The sequence below is a fragment of the Cellulomonas palmilytica genome (assembly GCF_021590045.1).
GTDB lineage: Bacteria > Actinomycetota > Actinomycetes > Actinomycetales > Cellulomonadaceae > Cellulomonas > Cellulomonas palmilytica.
Genome location: NZ_CP062221.1, coordinates 1,168,303 through 1,187,168, shown reverse-complemented (window position 1 = coordinate 1,187,168; position 18,866 = coordinate 1,168,303). Strand labels below are relative to the sequence as shown.

The window sequence follows — 18,866 nt, the reverse complement described above, 5'->3', positions numbered from 1 at the left end:
CCCGCGTCCCCCCCGGGACGGGCCGGCCACCGACCGCTTCGTCAGCCGACGCCGATCGCGTCGACCGCGGCCTTCGCCTCGGCGGCGAGCTCGGCGGGCAGCGGCGCGGAGCCCGCGGCGGTCTGCGCGGCCGCCTGGCCCTCGTCGCTCACGACGTACCCGAGCAGACCCTTGACGAGGTCGGCCGTCTCCTGGTCGTCGTAGGTGAGGCACGCGACCGCGTACGACACGAGGATCACGGGGTAGGCGCCCGCGGCGGTCGTCGTGCGGTCGACCTTCACCGCGATGTCGTGCTCACCGCGCTCCTCGTCACGCGGGGAGGCCGCGAGCGCCGCGGCGGCCGACTCGGCGGACGGGGCGACGAACGCGTCGCCGACCTTGACGCTGACCTTGCCGAGCTCGGCCGGCACGGCGGACTCGTCGGCGTAGCCGATCGTGCCCTGCGCGGCCTGGACCGCCTGCACCAGGCCCGACGTGCCCGTGCCGGACTCGCCGCCGGCGACCGGCCAGTCGTCGGCACCTTCGTCGGTCCACACGTCACCGGCCGTCTTGTTGAGGTAGTCGGTGAAGTTCTTGGTGGTGCCGGAGCCGTCCGCGCGGTGCACGGGCGTGACCGCCAGGGCAGGCAGCGCCACGTCGGGGTTGTCGGCCTTGATCGCGGGGTCGTCCCACGACGTGATGTCGCCGCGGAAGAGCTTCGCGACCGTCGCAGGCGTGAGGTCGAGCTCGGTGACGCCCTCGAGGTTGAACGCGATCGCGATCGGCGAGATGTACACGGGGATGTCGATGGCCTCGCAGCGCCCGGCCGCGGCCTCGATCTCCTCGGGCTTGAGCGCCGAGTCCGAGCCCGCCCAGTCCACCCCGCCGTCGATGAACTGCTGACGGCCGCCCGACGATCCCACCGGGTCGTAGTTGACGGTGACGTCCGGGTGCGCGTTCTGGAAGCCGGCGCGCCAGGCGTCCATGGCCTTCTCCTGCGACGACGCACCCGCGCCGTCGAGCTCGCCGGACAGGGTGCTCGTCTCGCCGGACGTCGTCTCGCCGGCGCCCGGCGCGCCCGAGGCGGCGGTGCCGAGCGGGTCGTCCGATCCGCAGGCCGCGAGCGACAGGGCGAGGGCGCCGACGAGGGCGACCGCGCCCACGCGGCCGTGGAGGGAGAGCTTCACTGTGGGTCCGTCCTTCGTTCGGGAGCGCACCGGGGTGTGCGCACGACGGAAGGCTGACCGCTGGACGTGACCGCGCCCCGGGCAGCGGGTGAACCCTGGGTGAACGCTGCTCGACGATCCCTGCTCAGGGCCCGGGCGGGACGTCCTCGAGCTTGTAGCCGAGCCCGCGGACCGTGACGAGCAGGCGCGGGTCGCCCGGGTCCTGCTCGATCTTCGCGCGCACACGCTTGACGTGGACGTCGAGCGTCTTGGTGTCGCCCACGTAGTCCGCGCCCCAGATGCGGTCGATGAGCTGGCCGCGCGTGAGCACCCGTCCCGCGTTGCGCAGGAGCAGCTCGAGCAGCTCGAACTCCTTGAGCGGGAACGCGACGAGCTCGCCGTGCACGTGGACGGTGTGCCGGTCGACGTCGAGCCGCACGGGTCCGGAGACGAGCACGTCGTCGTCGACGTCCGGCCCCGGGGCGGGGGCGGCGGTCGGCGACGAGCGGCGGCGCAGCACCGCGCGGATGCGCGCCACCAGCTCGCGCAGCGAGTACGGCTTCGTCACGTAGTCGTCGGCGCCGAGCTCCAGGCCGACGACCTTGTCGATCTCGTCGTCCTTGGCGGTCAGCATGATGACGGGCACGTCGCTCGTCGTGCGCAGCGCGCGGCAGACCTCGGTGCCGGGCAGGCCGGGGAGCATGAGGTCGAGCAGCACGAGGTCCGCGCCGTGCGCCGCGAACTGCGTGAGCGCGTCGGGCCCCGTCGCGGCCTCGACGACGTCGAAGCCCTCGCGGCGCAGCGCGTACGTCAGGGGGTCGCGGTAGGACTCCTCGTCCTCGACCACGAGGATGCGGGTCATGAGGCGCTCCGGTGCGGCACGTGCTCTCCCTCGTCGGGACGGTCGTGGGGGTCGGTCGGGACGTCGGGCCGGACGTCGGGCCGGACGTCGAGCCGGACGTCGGGCGGGACGTCGGGCGAGGCTGTGGGATCGGGCGCGGCCTCCTCGCCCGGCACGCGCGGCAGGCGCAGCGTGAACGTCGAGCCCCGCCCCGGCTGCGACCACACGGTCACGTCGCCGCCGTGGTCCGCCGCGACGTGCTTGACGATCGACAGCCCCAGCCCCGTGCCGCCGGTGGCCCGCGAGCGCGCCGCGTCCACGCGGTAGAACCGCTCGAACACCCGCTCGGCGTCCTCCGCCGAGATGCCGATGCCCTGGTCGACGACCGCGATCTCGACGAGGTCGCCCGCCTCCCGCACACCGATGCCCACGCGCGACGCCTCGCCCGAGTACGCGACCGCGTTGTCGACGAGGTTGCGCACCGCGGTGACGAGCAGGTCGTGGTTCCCGAACAGCCGCACGCCCGTGTCCCCGCCGACCTCGAGGTGCACGCGCTTCGCGGCGGCCGCGGTGCGTGCCCGGTCCACGGCCTCCGCGACCACCGCGTCCAGGTCGACCGGCGCGAGCGGCCCGAGCGCGCCCGCGACCTGCAGCCGCGACAGCTCGATGATCTCGTGCACGAGCGACGACAGCCGCTGCGCCTCGGACTGCATGCGGCCCGCGAACCGCCGCACGGCCTCGGGGTCGTCCGCCGCGTCCTGCACGGTCTCCGCGAGCAGCGACAGCGCACCGACGGGCGTCTTGAGCTCGTGGGACACGTTCACGACGAAGTCGCGGCGCACCGCCTCGAGCCGGCGGGCCTGCGTGAGGTCCTCCGCGAGCACGACGAGGTGGCGGTCGCTGACCTGCGCGACGCGCACCTGCACCAGCGACGTGCCGCGGCCCACAGGCCGGTCGACCTCGAGCTCCTCGTCGCGGATCACGCCGTCGCGGCGGACCTGCGCGACGAGGTCCCGGATCGCGGGAGGGGCGATGCGGCCCTCGCGCACGAGCCCCAGCGCGTACGCCGGCGCGCTCGCGCGGACCACGTCGTCGGCGGCGTCGAGCACGACCGCCGCGGAGCGCAGCACCGCGAGCGTCCGCACGAGCCCCTCGTCGACCTCGGGCTCGGGCGGCGGCGCGGCCTGCCGCTCGACGCGCTCGCTCCAGCGGAACGCGAGCACGGACGCGAGCCCGACGAGCACGCCGAGCAGCCCGATCACGAGCGGCGTGAGCCCCGTCCCGTCGTCCACACCGTCACCCTAGGCGGCGCCCGGCGCCCGGCACCGCCGTGCGGCACGCTCGTGGCCGGACGCTCGCCCAGCGTTCACCGTGCGTTCACCGCGAGGCTCGCGAGGTGCCGGGTGCGTCACGGACGACGTGGCGCCTCGATCACCGCGGCGACCACCTCGGTCGGGATGCGCTCGGTCGACAGGACCAGCCCACCGGCCCCGCGGATCGACTCGATCAGCCCCTTCGACCACAGGTGCTCGAGCACGATGAGCAGCGCCGAGGTGCCCGGCTGCAGCGACTCGCCGACCTCGTCGATGTCCTCCTGCCCGACGAGGCCCGCACCGATGAGGTCCAGCCCCTCGAGCCCGAGCTGCGTCCCGACGTCCGTCGCCTCCGCGACCTCGAGCTCGCCCTGCACCGGACGCCGGACGTGCACGAGATCGATGAGCCGCACCTGCGGCCGGTGCACCAGGAGCGCCATCTCGTCGCGCACCTGCGGCGGGATGGCGTCGTGCGGGAACTCGAGCACGACCAGCTCGACCGTGCCGTACGACGACGTCGTCATCGGCGCCTCCGGAATCTCCGCCCCCGACCTGCTGGCAAGGCCCATGCTGTACCCGCGGGTGCGTGGACGCTCGTCGACGCGCTGATCTCACCCGCCCGACGCATCGTCTCAGGTCGGGCGCCGCCTCAGCTCACGGCGCGCTCGACCTCCTCGCCGTGCACCGTGAGCGCCCACAGCACGAACGCCCCCAGCACGATCACGGCGAGCGACCACCACGGCGTCACCGGCAGCCACAGGAAGTTCCAGATCAGCGTGAGCACGATCGCGACGATCGCGACCACCCGCGCCCACAGCGCTCCGCCGAACAGTGCGAAGCCCGCCACCGTCAGCACGACCCCGAGGAGCAGGTGCACCCACCCCCACGACGAGATGTCGAGGACGTACGCACCGCTCGCCGGGCTCCACGCGAGCAGCTTCTCGTCCTGGAAGACCGCGATGAAGCCCGCGATCACGTTGAACAGCCCCACGCTCAGCAGCGCGAACGCGCCGAACCACACCCAGCCGACCCAACCGGTCACCTTCTGCGCCATGACGGACCCCCGCTCGCTCGTCGGACACCGCTGTCAGCTCCGAAACTAGCGATCCGGGCGGGACGTGCATCCCCCACGACGGGTGAGCCGCGGCGAACCGCCGTCGCGCGTTCACCGCCGCGGCGCCCGCCGTTCACCTCCACCTGTCACGGTGGGCGCCGACCGGACGGGCCTCGTCGTGCCCGCCGACGCGGGAGGACAGACATGCGGGAGATCTTCGACGCCGAGCTCACGCTGCTCGGCGAGGACCTGGTGGCGATGAGCCGCCGGGTCGAGCGCGCGATCACGGACGCCGGCACGGCGCTGCTGACGGCCGACCTCGCGCTCGCGGAGTCCGTGATCGCCGACGACCTCGGCATCGACGCGATGGAGCGGGACCTCGACGAGCGCTGCGTGCTCCTGCTCGCGCAGCAGCAGCCCGTCGCGACCGACCTGCGGATCGTCGTCTCGGCGCTGCGCATGAGCTCGACGCTCGAGCGCATGGGCGACCTCGCACGGCACGTCGCGCAGGTCGCGCGCGGCCGGTACCCCGCCCGGGCCGTTCCCGACGCGCTCGCGCCGACGTTCGCGCAGCTGCACGACGCGGCGGTGCGCGTCGCGCAGCGCACGACGACGCTGCTGGTCAGCCGTGACATCGCGCTCGCGGGCAGCGTCGAGGCCGACGACGACCTGCTCGACCGGCTGCACGAGGACACGTTCGCCGCGCTGCTGGGCGGCGCGTGGGCCGGGACGCCGCAGGAGACGGTCGACGTGACGCTCCTCGGCCGCTACTACGAGCGCTTCGGCGACCACGCGGTCTCGGTCGCGCGCCGCATCACCTACCTGGTCACGGGCACGACGCACCCCACCGACGACCTCGCCACCCCCGCCTGACGCGTCGCGAGGGCCGCGGCCCGACGAGCCCGGTCAGCCGCGCAGGGCGGCGGTCCAGGCGACCGCGGCGACGCCCGCCGCGGCGAGCGCCACGAGGATCGCGACGCGGACCGCCGTCGGCAGGCGCCGCGCCGCGAGGGTGGCGACCCCCGCACCGAGCACCGCACCGAACGGGACCGCGATCGCGACGATCGTGTCGAGCCCCCGCTCGGGCTCGCAGCCCTCGGGCGGCGGGAAGATCGCCGGGCACGACGGCCCGTTGCCGGCGGCGGTGAGGAACGCGACGTACGCGACGACGGCGAGCACCACGCCCACCGCGAGCGACGCTCCCCGCACCCAGCCGGGGGCCCCGACCCGGTCCGGACGCACCGCGTCCTGCTGCTCGATCGTCGTGCTCATGCGTCGACCTCTCCTCGGGTGCGTCCCACGTGCCGTGCCGTCCCACCTGCCGTGCGTCTCACCCGCCCTGTGTCCCGCGCCGTCCGGTTCTTGCCGACTCGTCCCGGCCCGTCGGCGATGCCCGGGCCCGTCGGCGACGCGCGGCGGGTGCGGGGACGACGAAGGGCCGCCTCCGGCGAGGAGGCGACCCTTCGGGGTGGGTCGGTCAGCGGCCCTGGTTGGCGACCGCGGCGATCGCGGCGGCGGCCGCGTCGGCGTCGAGGTACCGGCCGCCCTTGAGGGTCGGCTTGAAGCTCTCGTCCAGCTCGTACACCAGCGGGATGCCCGTGGGGATGTTGAGGCCGGAGATCGTGTCGTCGTCGATGTCGTCGAGGAACTTCACGAGCGCGCGGATCGAGTTGCCGTGCGCGGCGACCAGGACGGTCTTGCCCTGCTGGAGGTCCGGAACGATGCCCGACTCCCAGTACGGCAGCTCGCGCTCGAGCACGTCCTTGAGGCACTCGGTCAGCACGGTGGGCTCACCGGCGTAGCGCGGGTCGGCGTCCTGCGAGAACTCCGAGCCGACCTCGATGGCGGGCGGCGGGACGTCGTACGAGCGGCGCCAGAGCATGAACTGCTCCTCGCCGAACTCCTCGAGCGTCTGCTTCTTGTCCTTGCCCTGCAGCGCGCCGTAGTGGCGCTCGTTGAGGCGCCACGAGCGCTTGACCGGGATCCAGTGGCGGTCCGCGGCGTCGAGCGCGAGGTTCGCGGTGGTGATGGCCCGGCGCAGGAGCGAGGTGTGGACGACGTCCGGGAGGATGCCGGCGTCCTTGAGGAGCGCACCGCCGCGCTTCGCCTCCTCGACGCCCTTCTCGGAGAGGGCCACGTCGACCCAGCCGGTGAAGAGGTTCTTCGCGTTCCACTCGCTCTCGCCGTGGCGGAGCAGCACCAGGGTGTACGTCATGTGCTCATCCTGCCTCAGCCCGCCGCGGGGGTCGCAGGGACGTCCGTCCCCCGGTCAGCGGACGACCACGGGTACGACGACGAGCGCGGACGACGAGCCGACGAAGCCCGCGACGGACGCTGCTCAGGCCCGGGCGCGGGCGCCGCGGGCCTCGCGCGCGACCGCGTAGACCTTGAGCACCTGGTCCGCGGCGCTCTCCCAGCCGAACCGCTCGGCGGAGCGTCGCGCGGCGACGCCGAACGCCGCGAGCCGCTCACGGTCGGCGAGCGTCTCCGCCAGGACGGTCGCCCAGCGCCGCGGGTCGTGCCCGCGCACCAGCACGCCGGACACGCCGTCGTCGACGATGCTGCGCAGTCCGCCGACCGCCGCGGCGACCACGGGCACGCCCGCGGCCTGCGCCTCGGCGGCGACGAGCCCGAACGACTCCGAGCGCGACGGCATCGCGACGAGGTCCGCCGCGTGGTACCAGGTCGCGAGCTCGTCGCGCGCGGCGGGCGGGCGCACGACGAGCGAGTCGCCGACGCCGGTGATCTCGGCGAGCGCCTCGAGCTCGCGCACCGCGGTGCTGCGGCCCGACGGCCCGCCGAGGACGACGAGCAGGGGCACGGGCCGGCCGGTCTCGCGCAGCACGCCGAGCGCGCGGACCAGCACGTCGGGCGCCTTGAGCGGCTGCACGCGCCCGGCGAACAGCACGACGTCGCGGTCCGCGGGCAGCCCGAGCGCCGCCCGGGCCTGCGCACGCTCGTCGGACGGGACGGGCGCGAAGCGCTCGAGGTCGACCCCGGGCTCGACGACGTGCACGCGCGCCGGGTCGGCGCCGTACAGGTCGACGAGCTCGGCGGCCTCGGCGGGGGTCGACGCGACGAGCGCGTCCGCGTCGACGACGACCTGCTCCTCACCGAGCACGCGCGCGGGCGGCTCGGGCTGGTCCCCGGGCGCGAGCGACGCGTTCTTGACCTTGGCCAGGGTGTGCGCGGTGTGCACGAGCGGCACCTCCCAGCGGTCGGCGGCGATCGCACCGACCTGCCCCGAGAGCCAGTAGTGCGAGTGCACGACGTCGTACCAGCCGGGCCGCCGCGCGGCCTCCCACCGCAGGACGCCCGCGGCCATGCCGCACAGCACGCCCGGCAGGTCGTTCTTGTCGAGCCGCTCGAACGGGCCGGCGGGCACGTGGTGCACGACGACGGGCGGGACGACACCGGCGGGCACCTCGTGCGCGGTGAGGACCTCGCGCACGCGCTCGGGGGCGTCCTCGATCGTGAGCGGCGTGCCGTCGGCCTCGAGGCCGGGCAGCACGACGTTCTCGGGCAGCTCGGAGGAGGTCGCGCGCGTGAAGATCTCGACGCGCGCACCGCGGGCCGCGAGCGCCCGCGACAGCTCGAGCACGTAGACGTTCATGCCGCCCGCGTCCCCGGTGCCCGGCTGCTCCAGCGGCGAGGTGTGCACGGACAGCATCGCGATGCGCGGTGCCCGGTCCACGGGTCCTCCTGCTGGTCGTCCGGCTGGGTGGGTAGCTGAGTGCTCAGTCATTGTCGCCGCTGCGACGGCCCGGTGCGCCGCGCGTGCGGCCCGTCCCGCCTGCTGGACGGGCGGGTCGGCGGGTCACGCGTGCGGCAGCACGCACGTGGGCGACGGCAGCGGCACGCGCCCCCGCACCGGGTCGGGCGCGCCCGACCCGGTCGCGTCCTCGTCGGCGGTCAGCAGCACGCGGTCGAGCACGACGAGCTCGCCGGCCCGCTCGAGCGCGACCACGACCCACCGCCCCACGACCGCGAAGTGCCGCGGCCAGGACCCCCCGAGGTCCACGGACCGCCCGGCACCGAGCAGCCCGTCGGGGCCGACCCGGTACGCCGTGAGCACGTCCGTGCCGCGCACCGCGACGAGCACCGCGCCGGAGTCGACGACGAGGTGCGAGGGCTGCCCGGGCGCACGCTCGTCGTGCCCGCGCTCGTCGTGCCCGTGCTCGTCGGGATCGTGCTCGTCGGGATCGTCGACGACGACCGCCGGGACCGACTGCACCGGCGTCCCCGTCGCCGTGGTCGTGTCCCACGCGAGCACGTGCACCGCCACGTCGAGCTCGCCCGCGACGTACGCGAACCGCCCGTCGGAGGAGAAGTCCAGGTGCCGCGGGCCGGTGCCGGGCGGGAGCGTCGCGGCGATGCCGTCGGGCGTCGCGGTGCGCCCGTCCCACGCGTACCGGCGGATCTCGTCGGTGCCGAGGTCGACGACGAGCACGTGGCGGCCGCCGGGCGCGAGCGCGACGAAGTGCGCGTGCGGCCCCTCCTGCCGGTCCTCGCGCGGGCCGCTGCCCGCGTGGCCGAGCACCGCGGGCTGCTCGCTGCGCAACGCCCCCGACCCGTCGAGCGCGAGCACGCCGAGCGTGCCCGAGCCGTAGTTGGCGACCAGCAGCGCGTCCTCGGTCGCGAGCACGTGGCACGGGTACGCGCCGCCCGAGGGGACGAACGCGTCGGGCGCGAGCGTGCCGTCGTGCGGCAGCAGCCCCGCGACGCGGCCCGCGTCGTCCTCGAGCACCGCGTACACGTGGGACGGGACCGGGCCGACGTCGTCGCCGGCCCCGTCACCGGGTCGGTCGGGAGCCCCCGCGAACGGCGTGCGCAGCGCGAGGAACGACGGCGCGGGCAGCTCGGCGCGCAGCCGCGCACCGGTCAGCGCGCCCGTCTCGTCGTCGAGCACGACCGACCAGACGCCCTCGCCCTGCCCGACGGGTGTGCCGGCCCCCGCTGCGGGGTAGGTCCCGATCCACAGCTCAGTCACGCGGCGAGTCTAGGCAGCGGCGACCCGGACGCGCTGGTCAGGACGCCGGTCAGGACGTGAGCCAGGCGGTCGGGTCGGCGACGACCCGGTCGCGCACCGCGTGCGTCGCGCCCGCGACGGCGGCGTGGTCGCCCGCGCGGGCCACGTCGACGCTCGGCTCGGCCCAGGGCGCGGCGAGCACGTGCGCGCGCAGCGCCGCGAGGACGGGCTCGCTCACGTGGTCCGCGAGCCGCGCGTACGTCCCGCCGAGGACCACGTGCGGGACGTCGACGGTGTTGAGCACGTTGGCGAGCGCGACACCGAGCGCCTCCCCCGCGCTCGCGACGGCCGCGTGCGCGGCGGCGTCGTCGGCGGCGAGGGCCGCGACGAGCGGCTCGACGCCCTCGTCGCGCGGCAGGCCGGCGGCGCGCAGCATCGCGTCCTGGCCCGCGACCTGCTCGAGCTGGCGCGCACCCGCGACGAGCGTGTGGCCCAGCTCGCCGGCCCAGCCGTGCCGGCCGCCGAACACGCGCCCGTCGAGCACGATCGCGGCACCGATGCCGACCTCGCCGGAGACGAGCACGAAGCTCGCGAGCCCCTCGGGGCGGCGCACGCGCGACTCGGCGAGCGCCGCGAGGTCGGCCTCGTTGGCGAGCGTGGGGCGGTGCTCGGCGAACGTGCGGGACGACTCGGCGAGCACGCGCACGACGTCGACCTCGCGCCAGCCGAGGTTGGGCGCGAGCAGCAGGGTCCCGGTGGTGCGGCCGACGAGGCCCGGCAGCGCGACCGCGGTCCCGACGACGCGCGGGGCGGGGCCGGGCGGCTCGTCGTCCCCCGTGGCGGCGCCGGTCCCGGAAGAGGTCCCGGCAGAGGTCCCGGCAGAGGTCCCGGCAGGGGTCCCGGCGCACGTGGCGAGCGCCTCGCCGAGCACCTCGTCGGCCACCGCGCCCAGGACGCGCAGCACGTCGTCGGGGTCGGAGCCGCGGTGGTCGGCGTGCCGGACGCGCTCGGCGAGCACGTGGCCCGCGAGGTCGACCGCACGCACCGCGAGGTAGTCGACGTTGACCTCGGCGCCGATCGCGACGAGCGTGCCGCCCGCGGGGACGAGCGGGACCGCGGGGCGTCCCGCGCGCTGCGTGGGCACGGGGTCGAGCTCGGCGAGCAGGCCGCCCGCGACGAGCCGGTCGACGAGCGCGGAGACGGTCGCGCGCGTGAGCCCGGTGGCCGCGGCGACGTCGGCGCGGGACGGTGGGGTGGTGTGCGTGGCCGCTGCGCCGAGGACCTCGCGCAGCACGAGACCCAGGTTGAGCTCGCGCAGGGTGCCCTGCCGCGCCGCCGGACTCTTCACGGGCTTGACCCTAGCCGTTCTCGCGCATAAGTTCATCCATACAACAAATACCCGCCCACTCGATGACGAGAGGTACCCGTGATGGTGCGCAAGCCCACCCCCGCCGACAAGTTCTCCTTCGGTCTGTGGACCGTCGGATGGAACGCGCAGGACCCGTTCGGCGCGGCCACCCGGCCGTGGCTCGACCCGGTCGAGTCGGTCCACAAGCTCGCCGAGCTCGGCGCGGCCCACGTGACGTTCCACGACGACGACGTCGTGCCGTTCGGCTCGTCGGACGCCGAGCGCGAGAAGATCCTCGACCGCTTCCGCGGCGCGCTGGCCGAGACCGGCATCACCGTCGAGATGGTCACGACGAACACGTTCACGCACCCGATCTTCAAGGACGGCGCGTTCACGTCCAACGACCGCCGCGTGCGCCGCTACGCGCTGCGCAAGATCCTGCGCAACGTCGACCTGGCCGCGTCCCTCGACGCCGACACGTTCGTCATGTGGGGCGGCCGCGAGGGCGCCGAGTACGACTCCGCCAAGGACCTGTACGCCGCGCACCAGGCCTACGCCGACGGCATCGACACCGTCGCCGCCTACATCAAGGAGAAGGGCTACAAGCTCCGCATCGCGCTCGAGCCGAAGCCGAACGAGCCCCGCGGCGACATCCTCCTGCCGACCATCGGCCACGCGCTCGGCCTCATCGCCAAGCTCGAGAACGGCGACATCGTCGGCCTCAACCCGGAGACGGGCCACGAGCAGATGGCCGGCCTGAACTACACCACCGGCCTCGCGCAGGCGCTGTGGGCCGACAAGCTGTTCCACATCGACCTCAACGGCCAGCGCGGCATCAAGTACGACCAGGACCTGGTGTTCGGCCACGGCGACCTGTTCTCCGCGTTCGCCACGGTCGACCTGCTCGAGAACGGCTTCCCGGGCGGCGGCCCGAAGTACACCGGCCCGGTGCACTTCGACTACAAGCCCTCGCGCACCGAGGACTTCGACGGCGTGTGGGAGTCGGCCCGCGCCAACATGGCCACCTACCTCCTGCTCAAGGAGCGCGCGATCGCGTTCCGTGAGGACCCCGAGGTCAAGGAGGCCATCGAGGCCGCCGGCGTGCTCGAGCTCGCCAAGCCCACGCTGAACGAGGGCGAGACGCTCGCGGACTTCCTCGCGGACCGCTCCGCGTTCGAGGACTTCGACGTCGACGCCGTCGCCAAGCACGGCTTCGGCTTCGTCCGCCTCAACCAGCTCGCGCTCGAGCACGCGCTCGGCGCGCGCGGCTGACCCTCACGACAGGACAGGACGGAACAGGCATGGCGCTCGTCGCCGGGGTCGACTCGTCGACCCAGTCCTGCAAGGTCGTGGTCCGGGACGCCGCGACCGGGGCGCTCGTGCGCTCCGGTCGCGCGTCCCACCCCGACGGCACCGAGGTCGCCCCCGCCGCATGGTGGGACGCCCTGCAGACCGCGATCGCGGACGCGGGCGGCCTCGACGACGTCGACGCGATCAGCGTGGGCGGGCAGCAGCACGGCATGGTCACGCTCGACGAGACCGGCGAGGTCGTCCGTGACGCGCTGCTGTGGAACGACACCCGCTCCGCGCAGGCCGCGCTCGACCTGATCGCCGAGGGCGGCGGCCCGCAGGCGTGGGCGGACGCGACCGGCTCCGTGCTGGTCGCCTCGCTCACGGTCACCAAGCTGCGCTGGCTGCGCGACGCCGAGCCCGAGAACGCGAAGCGGGTCGCGGCGGTCGCGCTGCCGCACGACTGGCTGACGTGGCGGCTCGCCGGCCACGGCCCCGGCTCGCCCGCGTTCGAGGACCTCGTCACCGACCGCTCCGACGCGTCCGGCACCGGCTACTGGTCCCCCGCGACCGACGACTACCGGCACGACCTGCTCGAGCTGGGCCTCGGCCACGACGCGGTGCTGCCGCGCGTGCTCGGCCCGCACGAGGCCGGTCCGCGCTCCGTCGTCGGCGCCCGGCGGCCCGTGCTCGGTCCCGGTGCGGGCGACAACGCGGCCGCCGCGCTCGCGCTCGGGCTGCGCCCGGGCGACGTCGCGGTGTCGATCGGCACGTCGGGCGTCGTGTCCGCCGTGACCGGCTCGGCCGCCGCGGACGGCTCCGGCATGGTCAACGGCTTCGCCGACGCGAGCGGGCACTTCCTGCCGCTCGCGTGCACGCTCAACGCGTCGCGTGTCCTCGACGCGACCGCCCGGATGCTCGGCGTCGACCACGCCGGGCTCTCCGAGCTCGCGCTGCAGGCGCCTGCGGGTGCGGACGGCCTCGTGCTCGTCCCCTACCTCGAGGGCGAGCGCACGCCGAACAAGCCCGACGCCACCGGTGCCCTGCACGGGCTGCGCCTGGCCAACACCACGCCCGCGCACCTCGCGCGGGCCGCGGTGGAGGGGATGCTGTGCGCGCTCGCGGACGGCATCGACGCGCTGCGCGCGACGGGCGTCGCGGTCGAGCGGCTGTTCCTCATCGGCGGCGGCGCGAAGTCCGAGGCCGTGCGGCGCATCGCGCCGAGCGTGCTCGGTCTCGACGTGCTGGTCCCCACCCCCGGCGAGTACGTCGCCGACGGTGCGGCCCGGCAGGCGGCGTGGGTGCTCTCGGGCGCCGACGAGCCGCCCGCGTGGAGCGCGGCGGGCACGGCCGAGGTGTACTCGGCGCCGTCCGCACCGCGTGTGCGCGAGCAGTACGCGGCGGTGCGTGAGCTCACCGCCACCCGACCCGTGGACGCCTGAGCGGCCACGAACGACGAAGGCCCGGTCCCGTGGCTGCGGGACCGGGCCTTCGTGCTGCCTGCTGTGCTGCGTGTCGTGCCGTCACCGGGTGGCTGGAGCCGCCGGGACGACGACGAGCGTCAGTGGGCCTTGTCGTACGCCTCACGCACGTCCGCGCTGATGCGGCCGCGCTCCGAGACCTCGAGACCCTGGGCCTTCGCCCACTCGCGGATCGCCTGGGCGTCGTTCGAGCTGCGGCGACGCGAGGAGGGCTTGGCCGCACCGCTCGTCGAGCGGCCGCCGACCTTGCGCGCGTGGCCGACCCACGTCGCGAACGAGTCACGGAGCTCGGCAGCACGCTTCGCGGTGAGGTCGATCTCGTACGTCACACCGTCGAGCGCGAACGTCACGGTCTCGTCGGCGGACGAGCCGTCGACGTCGTCGATGAGCAGGACCTGAACCTTCTGAGCCATCCGATGATCTCCTGGAAGATGTGGCAGGAATATGCGGGGGTGCGCACGCCAGCATCACACCGAATGCATTTCAGGTCAAACGTTCGAGCCGTTTTCCTGTGAATTCTTGGCCGAACGCGCGGCCTGTTGCGCGTTCTCCTCGGCGTCCATGCGCGCGAGGGCCTGACGCTCCGTGCGGTCGGCGTTCATGATGGCGCGCATCGCGAACCAGAACAGCAGACCCACACCGACCGACGGAATGACCGCCGTCAGCACACCGCCGATGCCGTCCATCTCAGGCCTGCGGCTTCGTGAGCGGGAACAGGATCGTGTCGCGGATTCCCTGTCCGGTCATCGCGATGAGCAGGCGGTCGATGCCCATTCCCATTCCGCCCGACGGCGGCATGGCGAACTCCATCGCGGTGAGGAAGTCCTCGTCGATGCGCATGGCCTCCTCGTCGCCGCGCGCCGCGAGCAGCGCCTGCGCCTCGAACCGCTGACGCTGGACCACGGGGTCGACGAGCTCGGAGTACGCGGTGGCGAGCTCGAGCCCGCGCACGTACAGGTCCCACTTCTCGACGAGCCCCGGCTTGCTGCGGTGGTCGCGCGTGAGCGGGGACGTCTCGACCGGGAAGTCCCGCACGAACGTCGGGGCGTGCAGGTGCGCGCCCACGTGGTGCTCCCACAGCTCCTCGACGAGCTTGCCGTGGTTGCGCTGCGCGGGCGCGAGCTCGATCTCCGCCTTCTCCAGCAGCGCCAGGAGCGTCTCGTCGTCCGTGTCGTGCGTGATCTCGACGCCCAGCGCCTCGGACAGCGACTCGTACATCGTCAGGTGCGTCCAGTCGCCCCCGAGCTCGTACTCCGAGCCGTCGGCGAGCGTCATCGTCGTCGTGCCGAGCGCCTCGAGCGCGGCGGTCTGCACGAGGTCCTGCGTGAGCGCCGCCATCGTGTCGTAGTCGCCGTAGGCCTCGTACGCCTCGAGCATCGCGAACTCCGGCGAGTGCGTCGCGTCGACGCCCTCGTTGCGGAAGTTGCGGTTGATCTCGAAGACCTTCTCGACCCCTCCGACGGCGGCACGCTTGAGGAAAAGCTCCGGCGCGATCCGCAGGAACAGCTCGATGTCGAACGCATTCATGTGCGTCTCGAACTGACGCGCGGCCGCGCCCTCCGGACGCACCTGCAGCATCGGGGTCTCGACCTCGAGGAATCCGCGGCGCGCGAAGTTGTCGCGCAGCGAGCGCACCACCGCGGCGCGCGTGCGCACCATGTCGCGCGCCTTCGGGTTCACGATCAGGTCGACGTAACGCTGACGCACACGCGCCTCGTCGGACAGCTCCGCGCCCTCGTACAGGTTCGGCAGCGGACGAATGGCCTTCGCGGCCATCTGCCAGGAGTCCGCGAACACCGACAGCTCGCCGCGCTTCGACATGATCACGCGGCCGTGCACGAACAGGTGGTCACCGAGGTCCACGTCGGTCTTGAACGCCGCGAGCCGGTCCTCGCCGACCTCGGCGAGCGACAGCATCGCCTGCAGGCGCGTGCCGGCGCCGTCCTGCAGCGTGACGAAGCACAGCTTGCCGGTGTTGCGCAGGAACACGACGCGGCCCGCGACGCCGACCTCGTCGTCCGTCTCCTGGCCCGCCTCGAGGTCCGGGTACGCCGCCCGGACCTGCTCGATCGTGTGCGTGCGCGGCACGGACACCGGGTACGCGGGCGTGCCCTCCGCGAGGAGGCGCTCGCGCTTCTCGCGCCGGATGCGGATCTGCTCAGGCGTGTCGTCGGAGACGACCGCGGGCACGTCGGCAGCGGGCGAGGAAGGGGTGTCGGTCACCGGACCATGGTAATCGGGCACCCGCGCGCATCCTCACGTCCGTCCGTCACAGGCTGCGGGAAGATCGACCCCAACGCGCCAGGCCCGCACGAGCGTTGTCGCTACGACATCCCGACGACCGAGGGGGAACCGCCGTGGCACGACCATGGGAACAGCTGCTGGACCAGGTGGCGCGCGAGCGCTGGCCGCGCCTGGTCGCCCACGCCGCGCTCGTCGCCGGCTCGACCAGCGAGGCGCCGGACCTGGTGCAGGAGGCGCTCATCGCGACGTTCCGCGGCCGCGCCCGGTTCACGAGCGTCGAGCAGGCCGAGGCGTACGTGCGCCGCGCGATCGCGTCCCGCGCGGTCGACGAGGCCCGCCGACGCACCCGCGAGCGCCTCGTCGCGTTGCGCGCCGCCGCGCAGCCCGCACCACCGGACACCGTCGAGCCACCGGGCCCGGGACGCGACGTCGTGCGCGCGCTCGCCCTGCTCTCCCCCCGCGAGCGGGCGTGCGTGGTCCTGCGGCAGATGGAGGACCTGTCCGTCTCCGAGACCGCGTCCGTGCTCAACCTCTCCGAGGGCTCCGTCAAGCGGTACACCGCCGACGGCCTCACGAAGCTCGCCGAGATCCTCGGCACGCACCCGCACACCGCGACGGACGACGAGCGCGTCCCCGTCCGCCCCTCCCCCACCCCGCGCATCGCCCCCGGAGGCGCACGATGAACCTCGACCAGATGCTGAACGGCGCCCGCGACGAGATCGCGCAGGCGACCGCCCCGATCGACGACCGCACCCTGACCCGCGTGCGCGGCACCGTGCGCCGGGCCCGCATCCAGCGGCACACGTTCGAGTCCGTGGGTGCCGCCGCGTGCGCCGGCGTGCTCGGCCTGGGCGCGTGGACCCTCGCCTCGTCGGACTCCACGGCCCCTGTGGACCCCGCGACGCGCAGCGCGACGCCCGACCCGTCCCTGGCCCCGACCGCCGAGCCGTCGCCCACCGACGAGCCGACGACCGCCGACGACGGCCCCGTGGAGCGCGCCGACGAGATCGACGACGCGACCGTGATCGCCCGCCTGGCCGCACCGCGCACCGGCGAGCGCTGGCACGACGAGCCGATCGACGCGAGCGACGCGCTCGACGCGCTGTTCACGCCCGACGAGCTCACGAACGGCCCCGAGTACCACCTCACGCTCGTCGGCGACCGGGAGGTGTCCGCGATCTACGCGCTGGAGCTCCCGGCGCTGTTCGAGGACGACGTCGTGACCTGGGGCACGCGCGTCGAGCTGTACGAGATCGACGAGGACGGCCCGCGCGCGATCCTCTGCCCGAGCGCACGCACCGGCGACGCGTGCGCCGAGGAGTTCTCGTCGTCGAAGGCCGTCGCGGACCGCGACACGTTCTACGACACGCTCACCCTGCCCGCGAGCCTCCCGCTCGCCGAGGGCTGGGCGCTGTCCACCGAGGCGACCCGTGCCGACGTCACGAAGGTCGTCGGCGTGCCCGCCCCGACCGGGAGCGCCGCGCAGCCGCTGACGCCCGTCGCCGAGCTCGGCGCACTCACCGTCGTGCAGCGCGGCGTGCGCAGCGAGATCGACGGCGCACGGTCCTTCTCCTACGCGGTCCTCACGCCGCTGCGCACGCTCGTCCCCGTCGCCGACGCCGACGTGCCCGGGCTCGACTACCGCGGCATCACGTGGGACGACGGCGTGGACCGCAGCAAGCAGGTCGCGGACGGCGCCTGGGCGCAGTACGCCATGGCCCCCGCCGTCAGCACGTGCTCCAGCGCGCAGGTCACGGTCGACGCCGGCCACGACCCCGCGCAGTGGCGCACCGCCGGCAGCACCGCGGACGGCCGTGACGTCGTCGTCCCCGCGGCGGGCAACCCGTTCGCCGCCGCCGTGCACCGCTGGCAGCTGGAGCACTCCGGCACGATCGACACGGACACCGGCGAGACCCTCACCGGGACCGACGCCGGCTACCCGTACGCGACCGTCGACGCCTTCCTCGACGCGCAGTCGCTCTACGGCGTCCAGGGCCCCGACGGCGAGTGGAACCTCCACCTGCGCCCCGAGGCGTCGAACGTCGTCTGGGAGTGCGTCTGACGTCGTGAGTCCCACGCCAGGTCGTGCGTTCCTCGGTGAGTCGCGCAGTCGTCCGCGCGACTCACCGAGGAACGCGCGACCTCGCGGTGCGCCTGGCCCGGGCCAGGGCCGGGCCGGCGGTCAGGCGCGCAGGTCGAGGGCCAGGTCGAGGATCGGGGACGAGTGGGTGAGGCCGCCGACCGAGAGGTAGTCGACGCCCGTGGATGCGACCTCCGCGGCACGGTCGAGCGTCAGGTTGCCCGTGGCCTCGAGCTGGGTGGCAGGGGCGACCGCGCGGACCGCCGCGACCACGTCGGCCAGCACCGGCGTGGGCATGTTGTCGAGCAGCAGGAAGTCCGCGCCCGCGGCGACGGCCTCGAGGGCCTGGTCGCGCGTGTCGGCCTCGACCTGGATCGCGACGTCCGGGAACCGGGAGCGCACCGCCTCGATCGCGGCCGTCACCGAGCCCGCCGCGGCGACGTGGTTGTCCTTGACCATCGCGACGTCGTACAGGCCCATGCGCTTGTTGGTGCCACCACCGCAGCGCACCGCGTACTTCTCGAGCGCGCGCAGACCCGGCGTGGTCTTGCGGGTGTCGAGCACGAGCGCACCTGTTCCGGCCAGCGCGTCCGCCCAGCGGCGCGTGTGCGTCGCGACGCCCGACGCGCGCGACGCGATGTTGAGCAGCGTGCGCTCCGCGACGAGCAGGAGCTGCACGGGGCCGGTGAGCTCGGCGAGCACGTCGCCGCGGGTCACGCGCGTCCCGTCCGGCACGCGCACGACGAGCGTCGCGGGCGGCAGCCCCAGCCGCTCGGCCACCTGGCGCAGCACGACGGGGACGACGACGAGCCCCGCGACCACGCCGTCGGCGCGCGCCACCAGGTCGGCGGTGCCGGTCGTCGTCGGCGCGATCGTCGCCTGGGACGTGACGTCCCGCCCGGGCGCGGCGCCGAGGTCCTCGTCGAGCGCGGTCGCGACGAGCCGCTCGACCGCGGCCTCGTCGGGTCCGGCGTCGCCGGGCAGCACGCCGGGCCGCGGGCTCGTCGTCGCTCCGGTCGTGCCCGTCGTGCCCGTCTCCTCGCCCGCCGTCGGGGTGCTCGTCGGGTCCGTGGTCGTGTCGGTCATCGTCGTCCTCGTGCG

The 18,866-nt window shown here is 74.4% G+C and carries 19 protein-coding genes; 5 read left to right on the top strand and 14 right to left on the bottom strand.

Annotated elements, in window-relative coordinates; all coding sequences use genetic code 11:
• Positions 1-41: 41 nt before the first annotated feature.
• The 5 genes from pstS to F1D97_RS05560 form a co-directional block, all read right to left on the bottom strand.
• A complete protein-coding gene (gene pstS, locus F1D97_RS05580; protein WP_236122870.1) occupies positions 42-1,166 on the bottom strand; it encodes a phosphate ABC transporter substrate-binding protein PstS in 1,125 nt (374 codons plus the stop codon).
• Between the two features lie 124 nt (positions 1,167-1,290).
• A complete protein-coding gene (locus tag F1D97_RS05575; protein WP_236122868.1) occupies positions 1,291-2,007 on the bottom strand; it encodes a response regulator transcription factor in 717 nt (238 codons plus the stop codon).
• Entirely contained in the window at positions 2,004-3,278 is a 1,275-nt protein-coding gene (locus F1D97_RS05570) for a sensor histidine kinase (RefSeq protein ID WP_236122866.1), read from the bottom strand. Before F1D97_RS05570 ends, F1D97_RS05575 begins: the two co-directional genes overlap by 4 nt.
• Positions 3,279-3,394: 116 nt before the next feature.
• Positions 3,395-3,823: a DUF6325 family protein gene (locus F1D97_RS05565; protein WP_236122862.1), complete on the bottom strand. Its 429-nt coding sequence runs from the start codon at positions 3,821-3,823 to the stop codon at positions 3,395-3,397.
• A gap of 125 nt (positions 3,824-3,948) precedes the next feature.
• On the bottom strand, positions 3,949-4,353 hold the full coding sequence (locus F1D97_RS05560; protein WP_236122858.1) for a DUF4175 domain-containing protein: 405 nt from the start codon (positions 4,351-4,353) through the stop codon (positions 3,949-3,951).
• Positions 4,354-4,557: 204 nt separating this feature from the next.
• Here F1D97_RS05560 and phoU point away from each other — a divergent pair, with 204 nt between their 5' ends.
• Entirely contained in the window at positions 4,558-5,226 is a 669-nt protein-coding gene (gene phoU / locus F1D97_RS05555; RefSeq protein WP_236122857.1) for a phosphate signaling complex protein PhoU, read from the top strand.
• 33 nt (positions 5,227-5,259) lie between these two features.
• On the opposite strand, the gene F1D97_RS05550 is transcribed toward phoU, so the two are convergent.
• From F1D97_RS05550 to F1D97_RS05530, 5 genes are all read right to left on the bottom strand, one after another.
• Positions 5,260-5,625, bottom strand: a complete 366-nt coding sequence (locus F1D97_RS05550) for a hypothetical protein (RefSeq protein ID WP_236122855.1) — start codon at positions 5,623-5,625, stop codon at positions 5,260-5,262.
• A 205-nt stretch (positions 5,626-5,830) separates the two neighbouring features.
• On the bottom strand, positions 5,831-6,568 hold the full coding sequence (locus F1D97_RS05545; RefSeq protein WP_236122854.1) for a phosphoglyceromutase: 738 nt from the start codon (positions 6,566-6,568) through the stop codon (positions 5,831-5,833).
• Positions 6,569-6,691: 123 nt separating this feature from the next.
• Entirely contained in the window at positions 6,692-8,023 is a 1,332-nt protein-coding gene (locus F1D97_RS05540; RefSeq protein WP_236123500.1) for a glycosyltransferase, read from the bottom strand.
• 147 nt (positions 8,024-8,170) lie between these two features.
• Positions 8,171-9,343 (bottom strand): lactonase family protein, encoded by a 1,173-nt coding sequence (locus F1D97_RS05535; RefSeq protein ID WP_236122852.1) that lies wholly within the window; start codon positions 9,341-9,343, stop codon positions 8,171-8,173.
• Between the two features lie 49 nt (positions 9,344-9,392).
• Positions 9,393-10,670 carry an ROK family transcriptional regulator gene (locus F1D97_RS05530; RefSeq protein WP_236122850.1) on the bottom strand — a complete coding sequence of 426 codons (1,278 nt, stop codon included), beginning with the start codon at positions 10,668-10,670 and terminating at the stop codon, positions 9,393-9,395.
• Between the two features lie 81 nt (positions 10,671-10,751).
• Here F1D97_RS05530 and xylA point away from each other — a divergent pair, with 81 nt between their 5' ends.
• Both xylA and xylB read left to right on the top strand, forming a co-directional pair.
• Complete coding sequence (gene xylA, locus F1D97_RS05525; protein WP_236122848.1) at positions 10,752-11,942, top strand: xylose isomerase; 1,191 nt, start codon at positions 10,752-10,754, stop codon at positions 11,940-11,942.
• A gap of 29 nt (positions 11,943-11,971) precedes the next feature.
• Positions 11,972-13,402 (top strand): xylulokinase, encoded by a 1,431-nt coding sequence (xylB, locus tag F1D97_RS05520; RefSeq protein WP_236122846.1) that lies wholly within the window; start codon positions 11,972-11,974, stop codon positions 13,400-13,402.
• A gap of 119 nt (positions 13,403-13,521) precedes the next feature.
• On the opposite strand, the gene F1D97_RS05515 is transcribed toward xylB, so the two are convergent.
• The 3 genes from F1D97_RS05515 to lysS all read right to left on the bottom strand — a co-directional run bounded on the left by F1D97_RS05515 (position 13,522) and on the right by lysS (position 15,664).
• Complete coding sequence (locus F1D97_RS05515; RefSeq protein WP_236122845.1) at positions 13,522-13,854, bottom strand: histone-like nucleoid-structuring protein Lsr2; 333 nt, start codon at positions 13,852-13,854, stop codon at positions 13,522-13,524.
• A gap of 75 nt (positions 13,855-13,929) precedes the next feature.
• Complete coding sequence (locus tag F1D97_RS05510; RefSeq protein WP_236122843.1) at positions 13,930-14,127, bottom strand: hypothetical protein; 198 nt, start codon at positions 14,125-14,127, stop codon at positions 13,930-13,932.
• A gap of 1 nt (position 14,128) precedes the next feature.
• Positions 14,129-15,664, bottom strand: a complete 1,536-nt coding sequence (gene lysS, locus F1D97_RS05505; RefSeq protein WP_236122842.1) for a lysine--tRNA ligase — start codon at positions 15,662-15,664, stop codon at positions 14,129-14,131.
• A 134-nt stretch (positions 15,665-15,798) separates the two neighbouring features.
• Between lysS and F1D97_RS05500 the strand changes: the two genes are divergently transcribed.
• Positions 15,799-16,368, top strand: a complete 570-nt coding sequence (locus F1D97_RS05500; RefSeq protein WP_236122840.1) for an RNA polymerase sigma factor — start codon at positions 15,799-15,801, stop codon at positions 16,366-16,368.
• Positions 16,365-17,747, top strand: coding sequence for a hypothetical protein (locus tag F1D97_RS05495; protein ID WP_236122839.1), 1,383 nt, complete (start codon positions 16,365-16,367; stop codon positions 17,745-17,747). Before F1D97_RS05500 ends, F1D97_RS05495 begins: the two co-directional genes overlap by 4 nt.
• A gap of 120 nt (positions 17,748-17,867) precedes the next feature.
• Here F1D97_RS05495 and nadC read toward each other — a convergent pair whose 3' ends face one another.
• The gene (gene nadC, locus F1D97_RS05490; protein ID WP_236122838.1) at positions 17,868-18,851 is read right to left on the bottom strand and encodes a carboxylating nicotinate-nucleotide diphosphorylase; all 984 of its coding nucleotides are present in this window, start codon (positions 18,849-18,851) and stop codon (positions 17,868-17,870) included.
• Between the last annotated feature and the right edge of the window lie 15 nt (positions 18,852-18,866).